Origin of the sequence: Paenibacillus allorhizosphaerae (assembly GCF_042659105.1) — a bacterium.
Classification (GTDB): Bacteria; Bacillota; Bacilli; order Paenibacillales; family NBRC-103111; genus Paenibacillus_G; species Paenibacillus_G allorhizosphaerae.
Genome location: NZ_JBHSRV010000011.1, coordinates 111,316 through 124,578 on the forward strand (window position 1 = coordinate 111,316; position 13,263 = coordinate 124,578).

Consider the following 13,263-nt stretch of genomic DNA (forward strand, 5'->3'; position numbering starts at 1 on the left):
GCTTGTCGGTTTATGCACAGCAAGCGGTTGCAAGCTGTGAATATTGTGTATAATTTTGTGGATATTCTTACAATTCAATGTTTTTGCACAAATTATGAAGACCGCGGCTCTGCTTTTCCATCGACATCTCCCCAGCGGCCAGACAGCTAGATTCGATAGTTATGCCGGAACAACGAGGGAGCCATTCCGGTCTTGGCGCTGAACACGCGGCTCAAATAAGACCCGTTCTCGAACCCGCAGCGGCAGGCAATGCCGTCAAGCGTCTCGTCGGTTTCCAGCAGCAGCCGCTTCACTTCTTCGAGGCGCAGCCTCGTTACATATTCCACGGGGGTAGCTCCGTATGCCGCGCAAAAACGCCGGGTCAGCTGTGACTGGCCGATCCCCAGCTTCTCGGCGATTTGCTTCATGCTCATGTCCTCGAACAAATGCCGATGCATATACCCGGCCGCAAGCTGCATGAGCGGGTCGCTCGAATCTTTACCCGTGACGGCGAATTCCCGCTCCATCTCTCCGGCTTACGCTACGCCTTATACCCGTATCATTCAACGATGGATGATGCGGCTCTTGGAGGAACAACGGAAGCAAAAGCGCCTATATCCAGCGCAACTTCTTGCATAACATGCTCATGCAACTTGAAGCTTCCTACCGACACGATGGCTTATAAAAGAAAAAGGAACTCAGCGGATGTGCTGAGCTCCTTTTTCTTGTGTAGAGTAGTCCTACCGTACTTTTATAACGAACAGCTACCCACATCTTCATAGCAGAACACAGCCGCAACTTCCGGCGATTCTGGACGAAGACATATAGCTAGGATTGGTTCGAAACGGATGGCTTCGATTTTTGTGCGGCGGTCACCATGAGCAAAATGCCTGTAATCAAGTGCAAGATCCAGCCCAGCAGCGGAATCCAGGCTAATACCGAGGTGATAATCCCTAAGATGGAGCCATAAAACGGTTCTTTATTTTTGGCGGAGAGAATTAACGTAATCACGTGCAGAATGAACATCACTCCTAAAGCGGTGTAAGCGCTCCCCAACACTACGGCAGCGCCAACAACAGGAATTGCTAGGAACACCTCGAATGCCCCGGTGATCCATTTCAGGACTCTGGAACCAGTCATTTTTCCAACGCCTCCCTAACTCATATTTTCCATATAATATATTAACGACTTAAGAAATATATGGATGTTTATAGCTTGGCAAGCTAAAAAATGTTACGGCTCGCCGAAAGCGGCCCGCTTCATCGTCCATTGGATGGCTGGAGAGGCGGCTTGAAAAAACACAGATCCGAAGGCAGAGAAGAAGACTACTGTTGCTGCGCATGCTCAAGTATGACGCCTTTTCTTTGCCGCAATGCTTCCTTCCAATAATAAGCGGCTACGCCAATATCGAATATGGCCAGACCCATCGGATTGAAATATACGGGTTCCTCCCTTTCGAATGCTTCCAACCCGTTGCGGCATACGATGTCCGCCATCGTGAGGACGTTCGATTCGTTCAGACCGTATTCGTTATGAAGCAGTTCCACATCGGTATTCTCACGGCATACCTCCACCCAGTCGTCAACGACAACGGCTTTCACTTTCGCTACGCTTTCCGGCTTGTAATCCCGCAAAGAGATGTTAAGCAGCAGCATTCCATCCGCAGGCGCCTCGTCGATATATCTGTGATCGGAAACCGTACAGGTGGCAAAAATATCGGAGTTGCGATACACCGACATCCAGTCGTCTGCAATTTCCGTTATCTCTCGAACGGATTCCGGCACCGTAACCGGGTCGATCCCTCTGAGATCATATAACGTTACACGCTCCAACTTCTCGCCTAATAACCTGACGCACATGTCCAGATGAAGACGGCCGACTGGCCCCCATCCGATGATGCCCACTCGCAGCTTTGCTTGCTGCCGTGCGGCAAGGTACGCTTTCAGCATAAGCCCGCTTACTGCCGCCGTGCGCAACCCGTTCAGCAAACCGCTGTGAAAAAAAGCGGCCGGCGCTCCCGTCGCCGGATCATTGAGAATAATCGTATTATGCGCTCTAGGAAGCCCGACCCGACTGTTCTCAGGAAAGCTGGCCACCCATTTGATCCCCGCCATATGGAAGCTCCCGCCGACGAAAGCCGGCATGGCAATAATCCGATTCACCGGTTCACGAAACCGCAAATACGGCTTCAGCGGATGAACGCAGTCTCCTCCTTCCTTGATTTCGATAATGTCTTCGATGATGTCCGTTAACTTTCGCCAATCGATTCCGATTTCACGAATATGGCCGTCGTGTAAATAAATCATGTTCTATCCTCCATACGTTATCGACGGGTCGAAGCCAAGCTCCCGCCGCACCCAATCGTCGTTATATACCGTGTCCAAATACCTTTCGCCGCGATCCGGCAATATCGCCGCACATACCGAACCCGCGGGAATGCTATCCGCCATTCGTCGTATGGCGGAAATGATGCCGCCGGATGATGCACCGGCCAATATCGATTCGTACCGGATGAGCTCGCGGCACCCCCGAATACAATCCATGTCCGACACATGCACGACGAGTTCCGCCACGTCTTGCCGGTACAGACCGGGCGCTATCCCCGCCCCCAGACCCGGAAACTTGCGCGGGCCTTTCTCCCCGCCAAAAATAACGCTCCCCACCGCATCGACGGCTACGATCTTGGTAGACCATTGCTGCCTGTCGATGTATTCCCTACAGCCACGTATCGTGCCGCATGAGCTGACACCGCAAAATAAGTAGTCGATCTCTCCGAGCTGCTCCCCGATTTCCTTCATCGTCGTTTCCGCGTGAGCAAGGTAGTTATCCGGGTTGCCGTATTGGTTGGTCCAATAAGCGTTCGGTATGTGCTGAACCAACTCGCCCACCCTCCGGATCCGCGCCGGTAAAAACTCCCCTGTCTCCGGGTCGGGCTCGGAAACCAGATCAATCTCTCCGCGAAAGCCGCGAATAATTTGCTTATGCTGCTCAGTTGTACGAGGGTCTACGACGCAAATAAACCGGAGCCCCAAGTAACAGCATAATTGCGCGAGGCTGATCGCCAAATTGCCCGAGCTTGATTCAATCACGACAGTATCGCTTGTGATTTCTCCGCGACGTATCGCCTCGCGAAGCATATACAGCGCAGGTCTGTCTTTGGAGCTCCCCCCGGGGTTCATTCCCTCCAGCTTTCCGTTTACTTGAAACGACTCGCCGCCGAATAAACGATTGAGCCGAATTAACGGCGTACCGCCGATCGTATCGGCTATTCCACCCTCCAGCTTCAAGCTCATCCCTTCTCACTCATAAAATATTTTTTTGTTCTTGACTGCACTGCCATATAACGTATCTTCCAGAGCGCCTTGCTCCACGCGAATATCGCCGAGAAGGCGGGCCCGAATCATCATGCCGATCTCCGGAATGCGGCTCTCCACATCGTCCCGGATTCGCTCCATCACCGCTGCCGTCGCTGCCGGGCTGTATACATACACGACTAGCGCATTGCCAGCTACTTTCACGCGCACACTCGCATCGCTTAGATGATGAAATACAACTTCTTCAATATCGTAAATGCTAATCTTTTCGCCGTGCTTCAAGTCGGGACCGATCCTTTTCACGATGCCCTTGAAGCTTTGCCGCAACACGCCGGCCACCCAGATCGGGCGCAGATCGCGCACGATATCGTAAGTGACGTAACGCAGCGCAGGGAAAGCTTCTCTCACGGCTGAGGACAACACGAGCACCTGCTCATCGCCGGCTCCAAGCGGCTCCAGTCCTTCTTCCAACCGCTCCGGGCCGATCCCTTCGGCAACGATTCCTTCCGCTAATACATACCGTCCGTGCTCGTGAGAAAAATAAGCAATCGTACCGATCTCAATCGATCCGTACGTATCCGTGATTTGCCTCGCGTCGAGGCCGAGCCGTTTGGCCGCTTGCCGGATCCAGACCGGCGAAGCGATTTCCCCCACCAGGATAACATGGCGAATGCCGTAATCCGCCGGGTTCGCCGATGCCTGCAAAATGCGATCCAAAATCGACGGCATCGTATATAGCACTTCGGGCCTACATTCAGCCAGCCGCTCGATATGCCGTTCAATCGGCAGACGGAAGGAAATCGATTCGACCTCCATCCCGAGCTGGCGAAACACTTCAACGGCCGTCGCTTCGGCATGCCCCGTACCCATGTCGGCCATCGCTGTCCGAAAAGAGTTCGTCCCCAGGATCGCCCGAAAGACGTCGAGTTTGATGCGTATATACGCCTCTTCGTCCGCATTCGAGTAATAAATCGCTTTGCGCCGGCCGGAGCTCGTTCCTGACGTGCGGTAGCAGTGTATATCGTCACGCTTCGCCAAAGGATTGCTCTCCGAGTAATAATGGGTCTCCAGCACGGAAGACGTTATCAAAGGCAGCGATTCCAAAGCCGTATCCTCTGAGTCGCTCTCTTTCCCTACGCCGAGTTTCTGCAAGTACCAGGGACAATACTGCGACATGCGTCCCATCGTTTGCTTGAGACTTGTTGGCAAACGCATTCGCTTCTTCGCCTCCCTACATTTTCTTCCGATCTATTCCATTTCAACCTTCTATAACATATGCGGGCTGCTTGAACCTGTTCTTTTCCCAACTCAAAAAAATGCACTATCACCTATAGAAGTAGAGCTCCGTATGATGTGGGGAAGAACTAATCGGAAATGAGGAAGGCAAGATGAAAAACAGTCGGAATTCCGTTGCCAGCAAGCTGTTGAAAGCTCGAATGCTTCTCCAGCATCCGGAGCTGGCAAAGCATGTACCCGTTACTCGTCCATTTACACAGAGCCAACTGCTTGAAATGCTGGGGCGATACGGAATGGTATATGTGAAGCCGGATAGCGGTTCGCAAGGAATTGGCGTAGTGCGGGTAGAGAAACGTAGGAGCGCCTATCGTTATCAAAGCGGCATGAACATATATACATTCGGTACGTTTCAAGGAATGGTCCAATCTTTAAAACAACGCATCGGCAGCAAACGCTACCTTATCCAAAAAGGGATTCATTTGTTGCGATACCAGGGGCGCCCTTTTGACTTTCGCATCATGATCCAAAAAAGTCCTGCCCGCAGGTGGGAACCTACGGGGACCGCCGCACGGCTGGCCCACCCGCAAAAAGCAGTGACGAACGGAAGTCAGGGCGGCACGATCTATGCGGCCAAGGATCTGTTAAAACCGTTCGCGGGCAGCGATCAGACCGCCGAGCTTTTGCGCAAAATGAACCGTCTTGCCCGCCTGACTGCCGCCCGCATCGGCCGTACGTATCCCGCAATGAACGAGCTCGGAATCGATATCGGCATTGACCGCCGCTTGACGCCGTGGATATTGGAAGTCAATACCCGCCCCGACCCTTGTCCGTTCACCAAGCTGGATGACAAGGAAGCTATTCGCAAAATAATCACCTACGCCAAAGCCTACGGCAAACGGTACCCTTTGGTTTGCAACAAATCGAAAAAGGCCCCATCATGCGTACGGTAATAAGGTTGGTTATGAAATGAAAGCGGCAGTCCCATAATCGTTGTGTCACATACGCCGGTTCCAATGGGACGCAAAGAGCCTCCAACATCACGGTTGCCGTGGAAGCTGGAGGCTTTATTTTCATATTTATTCGAACGTTCTAGCACTTGTTCCATCTCGTTTGTCAATCAATGGCTGACGCAAAGCACAGTGTATCCCTATGCTAGATCAGCGGTTACTCGTCCGCAGGTAGGTTTAGTTTTTTCTCCAAATACGCTTTATTGAGCTGCACCCTTTCGTCATACGGGACGAGCTTGCGGGCCTCTTCATTATGAAAATACGACTTTTCATAATCGCCTAACCGGTCATAGCAGACGCATAGCTGCAAATGGGGGAGCCACGTCCAGCATTCGTGTTGAAATCGGCCCAAGGAAAGGTCCGGTTTCTCCAACCGGGTCGCCGCTTTATACCAAAAAACAGCTCTGGCCGGCTCGTTGCGGAGCAGCAAATAAAATCCCAGCTTGCAGCATGCCTCGGCACGCGGTGCATCGTAAAGAAGGGAGCGGCAAACCGCGTCCCACGCTTGCTCTTGCTGTCCCAAGTTCATGTAGCAATCGCCCAGTTTGAGGCAAGCATTGATATTGTCCTCAACCCAGCCTTCTCCCGTATCCAGAAAACGGATGTACGCTTCCGCCGCTCTCGCGTACTCCCGGTGATCGGACAGTTCATTGGCATAGTAGTACAAATCCCGTGGTGAGAACGGCTCGCCTTGCGCCAAACGCTTCTCATAAATGCGCAGATTCCGGTCGGAATCATGATCATTGCCCTTATGCGTAACCGCGATTTCACTGTGTATAATGCGGCCGTATACCTCCAAGTATTCATGAACGGCACCAATCCACCGGAAATGCTTCTCTCTTTTGACAAGCCGGTTGCGCCGCAAGCTGTACATGACATTGCCGCCGGCATCTAAAGCAAGGTTATAGTGCATGGTTACCGAATCGACTTCCGTAGGGAGACCGGTTTTTAACTCCAGAAATCGGCCGCGGTCTTCCTCCAGCAAAACATCATCCGCATCAAGCCAAAAAATATAATCGCAAGTCGCCTGCTGAAAAGCATAATTTCGCGCCGCGGCGAAATCGTCGATCCATGCAAAATCAAAGCATCAGTCCGTGTAGGCGCTAACGATCTCCTTCGTTCTGTCGTCGGAGCCCGTGTCCACAATGTTGATCTCATCCACAAGCCCAGCCACGGAGTCCAGACATCGGGCGATGACGTCCTCCTCGTTTTTCACGATCATACATAAGCTGACGGTTGCCATAACACACCTCGGTTAGCGTAATGCCGGCGGGTAAAGCTCTATATCCTTGCCGCTTCGTTTTGAACTTTTTTCAACATACGCGGAATAAAGCTTTTATATATTATGCATAAGCGATTCTAGCGTTACTGACGCTGCCTAGCTATAAATAAAGAAAAGCAGCTATTGCAGAGAATCTGCGATAACCGCCTCATCGAAACCGATTTCTTGCATCGTAAAATTGCGCCTACGCTTCGCTGTTAAGCGCCAAAGCTTCTTCCGTTATCCGTTTGATGTCAACGGACGAAATATGTTCGTCATTGATCATGTCCGGCAAAATGTGATTCAGAAAATATTCAACACAGTATAGTCTCATATTTTTAATTTTGATTAAGGCATTCCGGTACATCGTAACGAACTCTTTCTCCGTATTCCCTTTTTGCAGCTCGGCGAACGCTTCATACACTTGGTCCATTTTATCGGCTACCTCTAAAATCAATCCTTCGATAGAGCCGTCTTTGCCCTCGCGCAGCTGATTATGGAAAATAGGCTTGTACTCTTGCGGGATGTGTTCCTCAATAAAGTTGTACACCATGCCTTCTTCTACTTTTTGTATGAGCAGGCGAAGTTCGGGCGAAGCATGCTTGACCGGCGTTTTGATGTCTCCAATGAAGATTTCGCCGTAGTCGTGGCTGCTCGTGATTTCGTAAAGCTTTTTCCAGTCGATGCTCGCGCCGTTTTGTTCCTCAATATCAGCAAGCGTTTTGGCATATTGAACGACTTTCCATGAATGGGCCGCAACACTATGTTCTTCAAATTTAAATTTCCCCGGGCAGCGAATGATTCGTTCCAGTTCATTTAAAGAGCGAAAATATGCATGGATTCCCATACTGTGATCCCTCCTATATCAATGTAATAACCTTGGTCATATTTGGGGACTACATTCAGTATAGTGGTCGCCTGTGAAATAGGGATAAAATCTGGTCCGTGATATTGTTAAATGTAACAATCAATCGAATAGGGCTCGCCTTGCAGGATCAGAGCAACCTATGGCAGGACGGAATAGACGGGCAGCTGCGTATTAACTTTTCAAGATTAATTAACGTTCCTCAAAAAGTGCTCCGTTCCCCGCGCGATCTGAACCCCCAGGGCTTCGCTTCACCTTTTGTTTCTGCAACAAAAAAAGACACCCACTCAGGTGTCTTTTTTCTGTATGGAGACGAGGGGAGTCGAACCCCTGTCCGAAGATAACGCCACACAGGCTTCTACGGGTGATGTTATAGTTTTGATGTTACCCGATCGTCGTCCAATATCTATACTCAAGAAAATAAATAAGATCAGCACAATTCATTAATCTAAAGTGAAAAACCTCATGCGTTCGGCTTTCATACTTGTGGAGCGAGGGGACTTAAATCCCTGTCCCAAAATTACTCCATTCGATTTTCTAAGAGTGTAACCGCAGTTTTGAGATCACTTAGGGAAGTCCTTGAATCATCTTTCTTCAGAATGTTCATTCAAAATACGAGCGATAGTATCCGACGAATGCAAACCTTTTGCAATATCTACGATAAACTCCACTGCATATTCCCTTTCCATTTGCAGATGATATCCATTCAGCATCAAGAAAGATTTGGTAACCAGATAGGCTGTCCGCTTATTACCATTATAAAAGCAATGATTCTTCACCAGAGATTCCAGCAAGGCTGCGGCCTTATCAAATAAAGTTGGATAAGCGTCTTCTCCAAAAACACTTTGCTGGGGCCTATGTACCGCAGATTCCAGCAGACCATGATCTTTCACGCCTGCTTGCTCTGCGTCATTCATTTTTTTCATCATAAAATAGTGTGCTGAAATAACCTCTTCTTTGGTAAGAAAGTTTATCATTTCTTTCATCGATCCCTTAAGTCCTCAAGAATGCCTCTATCTTCTTCAAATACATCAAAGAACGCTTCAAGAACTTCAGATCGGACATTATCAGGCAGTTGGCCTTGCCGAGCTTTTTTCAACACCACTTCACCGCTATCATTTTCAATAAATTCGATTTCATCCCCTAGCGAAACATTCAACTTTGCAGCTAAGCTTTTAGGCAAGCTTACTCCCAGGCTATTTCCCATTCGTCCTATTTTGCGGGAATAACGAGTCACATTCCGTTTATCAATTGTCACTTTGACCACACCATTCATGTTCATTTTCCTTCTCTATAGTATGACAGCACTCAATAAGTTATACCTTATAACAGTAATAACTTTTATAACATATGTACATTATATCAAATCTCTCTACATAGCAAAAGGGCCTCAGCTGTATACTGAGGCCCTCTTACTGAGTATGAAGACGAGGGGAGTATCGAATTCCTCCATCTCCCTGCTCACGACGCCCACTCGACGAGGACAACCTTAGCAGTACATGTCCATGTCGTGCTCAATCCGCTTTGCTCCGTTCCGCGTTCTGAACCCCTAGGGCTTCGCTTCCCCTTTCGTTTCTCCAACAAAAAAAGACACCCTCTCAGAGAGCCCTGCAAAAGCCCTGCTTTTAAGAAAAGTGGTTATCTAGAATTGGAAAAGTGAATAAGAAAATGAAAAAAGCAGCTCGTCCCTCATCCAAGGGCGGGCTGCTTCTGTTCTATTAACTTAACCATTCGTTTTGCATTGACGACGAATGCAGTGAGATAAGCTTGTATTCGCATGCGAAATAGACCTCGGTATTTGGCTGTGGCCATTCCGTGGAATCTCTTCATCTCTGCGTTCTTGTGCTCAATTATGGGTCTGCGCCTGATCCGTTCTTTGAACGTATCGCTAAGTTCAAATTCGATTTGATCCTGGAAGTGCTCAGCAATAATCCGGATCGAGTAGGTCTTACTCTTGGCCTCTGGCTTGTAACAACCGTCGCGCAGTGGACAAGTTTTGCATTTCTCCACGTCAAAATAGTAGACTAACGAACGGCTCTTTCCGCTTTTCTTGCTGCCTTGAACCGCTTTGCGAAGGCTATGTTTGCCAGCGGGACAAACCACAAAGTCTGCATCTTTGTTGTACTCGAAACCTTCTTGGCGCTCGCCTCCCTCGTGGACGACGGGGTTTAGAGGGACAATAGGTAGTATGGATTCCTTTTTCATTTCAGCTAAATTATCTTTACCTGAATAGGCCGTATCTGCGATGATCTCCTTAACTTCAACGCCGTTTGATTTGGATTGTGCCAAAAGAGCAGTCAACTGCTTACCGTTATCGCTTGTTCCTGGCGTAACTTCCACAGCTGTGATAATCTCATTCTCGGTCTGGCTAGGTGTTCTTTGTATCCAAAAAATGACTTTGAGCTGCTCTTCCAGCTGAACCGTGCTTCTGGATCAATCGCCGAGCGAATACCTTTGTTTGCGAGCAGACGCTCATCTTCCACAATCTGTTTCGCGATATGTAATTTCTCGCTGATCGCGCCCTCATGGTCAGGCAACAAGTTCTCCACCTTTTCTCCGAGTCCAGCTAAATAACGTAACATGATACGCTCTGCTTCTGGCTCATTACTCTTCACTCTCGGCAATGCTGGCAATTTTTTTTCTAACTTAGGATGCCGCTTGACCACAACTCGAAAGAGTCGCTTGGCTGCATCGCGAAGTACGTCGAGCGGCTGCTGCTTTTGTGCCGCTGCTTGGGTGTGGGTCGCGTCCAGGATGATAATCTTGCCTTTGATGTGGCCGTGCTCGATACATTGCCTAACTACCTGCTTCAGTACATCATCTACATGAGTAGCGCCCAGGCGATGGTTGCGAAACCGTGAAAGCTGTGATGCATCTGGCAATGCATCTTCAGGATTTAAACCGACGAACCATTTGTAGGCCAAGTTACCTGTGTTTCCTGAACGACCCGCTCGTCTGAAAGATTGAAGAGGATCTGTAAAAACAGCAGACGAAACAGCAGTTCCGGTTCGTTAGCCGGTCTGCCGTAATACATACAGTATGATGCTTTCACTAAGTCGTAAATGAAACCGAAATCTACGATGCTTGTCTGGCTGAATGCAGCAACTACGCTCAACTCACTTTTCCTTTTTTTTCAGAATACAACAAACCCAGCACCTTTGCGGTACTGGGTCGCTTTTTACAAATACTGTATTCGTTTTGCAGGGCTCTCTCTCAGGTGTCTTTTTTCTGTATGGAGACGAATCGTGGCTTGGCAAATCCACAATCCGTCGCCGCGTGATGCTGAGGTTGGTTAAGCAGGAGCGGAATAAGTATATGCAGAAAATCATTTGTCATTACCCTAATACGTATCATTATCGCTAAATTATTCTGCACCAAAAGTTGGTTGGACCTAGACTGATTTCCCCGTCCCGTCATGTCAGCGGACATGGAGGAATATGAACAACGCACCCGCCGCTTCGGATCGATTCCGTCGCAGCACAGCCAACGGCCACGCTCATACGCCCGGCGAGCGGTGTAGCGACAGGCGGCTTGCCCTCCAGAATCATATCGACGAAATCTTTGCAGATCACCGGATCAGCCCCCCCGTGGGTACCCGAAGCCGATTTGATCTCGTATACCCGATCCGCCAATACGCGTTCGGAGTGGGATCGTTTTGTCTTGACGTATACTTTGCCTTCCGGTTCCGAATTTTCAAGCCGGCCTTCCGTCCCGATAAAAGTATAGTTCCGGTGATAGTCCGGAGTGAAGTGACATTGCAAATACGATGCCTTGATGCCGCCCTCCAACTCCATAATGACAACGTTGTTGTCCTCTACATCCACCTCCCTGCGAAAAGCACATTGCGTCCGTCTCGGAGCCGTATTGAATTCCACGCACGTATCACTGTCCGGGCAGTTGGAACAAGACAGATCATCCGGCCGCTCCCCGCCAAAATAGTCGAGCCCACCAAAAGCAGCTACCTTGACGGTATTCCGGCCAGTAATCCAATGGATGATATCGATGTCGTGAGACCCTTTTTGCAGCAACAAGGAAGTCGTATTCGCCGATTTGGCATGCCAATCGTGGTAATAGTAATCGCCGCCACGCCCGACGAAATGGCGGACCCACACCGCCTTGATTTCCCCAATAACCCCCGAATCGACAATCTCTTTCATCGTCCGGAACATGTTCATATACCGCATATTGAAGCCGACCATTAGCTGCTTGCCCGATTGCTTCCAGGTTCGCAGTATACGGTCACAGCCTTCCACCGTAATGGCGAGCGGTTTCTCGCAGAATACGTGCTTTCCGGCTTGCAGCGCCGCAATCGCATGCTCCTCGTGACAATAATCGGGAGAAGTGATCACAATCGCATCAATGTCCTTTCTCTCCAGCATCTCACGATAATCCAGCGTCGTCATGACGTCGGAATTCAGCTCTTTCGCGAACCGGGAAAGCTCGGACTCTCTAATGTCTGCGCCGGCCACAATGATCGATCTTCCGCCCGGCTGATGCCAATATTTGCTTATTCCACTTCGTCCTCCAGTACCGATTACACCTATCCGAATAGGATCCATAATTTCGATCTCCTTTTTTTACGAAATATTTACGTCTACCGCGCTTGACAACACTTTCGACTGTTTTTATCTTATAGTACAAGAGACGAAATCCAAATAACGTTACGTGTCACGAAAGGATAGCAATATGTGTGTTTTATCCGTAGAAAGGCGGTAAAAAACATGAAGGAGCACGCTCTCGAATTCGTCGATGAAAGATTACGTACACCGACCCTGCTGGAACTGAACGGCGGTATATGGCCGATCCGGCTCGGTATTAACAAAGCAAAGCCGAACCATCACAGCGTCCCCCGCGTCATTCGGTATTACACCCTGCACTTTATAATGGAAGGCAGCGTTATATTGACGCATAAGGGAGAAGCTATCGATTTACGCAAGGGGGATTTGTTCTGTTTGTTTCCCGGCGAGGTATATCATTACAAAATCGCGAACCCGGAGCAGACGCTACGCATGTATTGGCTCGGCTTCGACGGGATGCAATCGGAAGGGTTGCTCGCCAAGATCGGCATAATGAGGGAAAATCCGTATACCCGAAGCAAAGTCACCGACGCCGCCTTAGCCACACTGCATTTGATTTCCAGCCTGTTCCTGTGCGTCGACGATCAGGACACGAATCTGCTCAGCTTGACGTACCGGCTGTTCCATCAAGTATCCGAGCAATCATCGGGGGCCGGGCATTCGCCACACGATTCGTCGTGGGTACAAAAAAGCATCGACTATATGAAGCTGCATTTTTCCGAAGGTATTCTTGTCGAGGATGTAGCAAGGCATGTCGCTAAGGAGCGGTCTCATTTCTCGAAAACATTTTTTCGGGTTACCGGGATCAATCCAGTCGTATACCTTCAATCCTTAAAAATGGAAAAGGGGGGCCAGATGCTTCTGAAGAGCTCCCATTCCATTACGGAAATCGCCTTGTCCGTCGGATATCCCGATCTGTATTCGTTTACCAGGGCATTTAAAAAGCATTTTGGTATATCTCCGACCCTATACAAGGAATGACACGCCTTCAATCCGATGGAATAAAAAGAACAACCGTCCGGGA

Annotated in this window: 11 protein-coding genes and 2 pseudogenes; 2 read left to right on the plus strand and 11 right to left on the minus strand. The window is 49.4% G+C overall.

All coding sequences use genetic code 11. From position 1 onward, the window contains the following. Positions 1 to 146: 146 nt before the first annotated feature. From ACFQI7_RS28870 to ACFQI7_RS28890, 5 genes are all read right to left on the minus strand, one after another. The gene (locus ACFQI7_RS28870) at positions 147 to 506 is read right to left on the minus strand and encodes a helix-turn-helix domain-containing protein (RefSeq protein WP_218100940.1); all 360 of its coding nucleotides are present in this window, start codon (positions 504 to 506) and stop codon (positions 147 to 149) included. A gap of 301 nt (positions 507 to 807) precedes the next feature. Beyond that, positions 808 to 1,119, minus strand: a complete 312-nt coding sequence (locus ACFQI7_RS28875) for a hypothetical protein (RefSeq protein ID WP_218100941.1) — start codon at positions 1,117 to 1,119, stop codon at positions 808 to 810. 185 nt (positions 1,120 to 1,304) lie between these two features. Then, on the minus strand, positions 1,305 to 2,285 hold the full coding sequence (locus ACFQI7_RS28880; protein ID WP_218100942.1) for a 2,3-diaminopropionate biosynthesis protein SbnB: 981 nt from the start codon (positions 2,283 to 2,285) through the stop codon (positions 1,305 to 1,307). 3 nt (positions 2,286 to 2,288) lie between these two features. Continuing rightward, a complete protein-coding gene (gene sbnA / locus ACFQI7_RS28885) occupies positions 2,289 to 3,272 on the minus strand; it encodes a 2,3-diaminopropionate biosynthesis protein SbnA (RefSeq protein WP_218100943.1) in 984 nt (327 codons plus the stop codon). A 6-nt stretch (positions 3,273 to 3,278) separates the two neighbouring features. Further along, complete coding sequence (locus tag ACFQI7_RS28890) at positions 3,279 to 4,508, minus strand: phenylacetate--CoA ligase family protein (RefSeq protein WP_230415287.1); 1,230 nt, start codon at positions 4,506 to 4,508, stop codon at positions 3,279 to 3,281. Between the two features lie 173 nt (positions 4,509 to 4,681). On the opposite strand from ACFQI7_RS28890, the gene ACFQI7_RS28895 reads away from it, so the two are divergent. Beyond that, entirely contained in the window at positions 4,682 to 5,479 is a 798-nt protein-coding gene (locus ACFQI7_RS28895; RefSeq protein WP_218100944.1) for a YheC/YheD family protein, read from the plus strand. Between the two features lie 214 nt (positions 5,480 to 5,693). Here the strand turns inward: ACFQI7_RS28895 and ACFQI7_RS28900 are convergent. From ACFQI7_RS28900 to ACFQI7_RS28925, 6 genes and pseudogenes are all read right to left on the minus strand, one after another. After that, positions 5,694 to 6,779, minus strand: a pseudogene (locus ACFQI7_RS28900) (glycosyltransferase). A 223-nt stretch (positions 6,780 to 7,002) separates the two neighbouring features. Then, on the minus strand, positions 7,003 to 7,644 hold the full coding sequence (locus ACFQI7_RS28905) for a YfbR-like 5'-deoxynucleotidase (protein WP_218100945.1): 642 nt from the start codon (positions 7,642 to 7,644) through the stop codon (positions 7,003 to 7,005). 602 nt (positions 7,645 to 8,246) lie between these two features. After that, entirely contained in the window at positions 8,247 to 8,639 is a 393-nt protein-coding gene (locus tag ACFQI7_RS28910) for a type II toxin-antitoxin system death-on-curing family toxin (RefSeq protein WP_218100996.1), read from the minus strand. Between the two features lie 5 nt (positions 8,640 to 8,644). After that, positions 8,645 to 8,938: an AbrB/MazE/SpoVT family DNA-binding domain-containing protein gene (locus tag ACFQI7_RS28915; RefSeq protein ID WP_218100946.1), complete on the minus strand. Its 294-nt coding sequence runs from the start codon at positions 8,936 to 8,938 to the stop codon at positions 8,645 to 8,647. A gap of 413 nt (positions 8,939 to 9,351) precedes the next feature. Continuing rightward, positions 9,352 to 10,744: pseudogene (locus ACFQI7_RS28920) on the minus strand (IS1182 family transposase); the annotation flags it as partial. A gap of 331 nt (positions 10,745 to 11,075) precedes the next feature. Then, positions 11,076 to 12,221 carry a Gfo/Idh/MocA family protein gene (locus ACFQI7_RS28925; RefSeq protein ID WP_218100947.1) on the minus strand — a complete coding sequence of 382 codons (1,146 nt, stop codon included), beginning with the start codon at positions 12,219 to 12,221 and terminating at the stop codon, positions 11,076 to 11,078. Between the two features lie 162 nt (positions 12,222 to 12,383). On the opposite strand from ACFQI7_RS28925, the gene ACFQI7_RS28930 reads away from it, so the two are divergent. After that, the gene (locus ACFQI7_RS28930; protein WP_218100948.1) at positions 12,384 to 13,220 is read left to right on the plus strand and encodes an AraC family transcriptional regulator; all 837 of its coding nucleotides are present in this window, start codon (positions 12,384 to 12,386) and stop codon (positions 13,218 to 13,220) included. Positions 13,221 to 13,263: the final 43 nt, after the last annotated feature.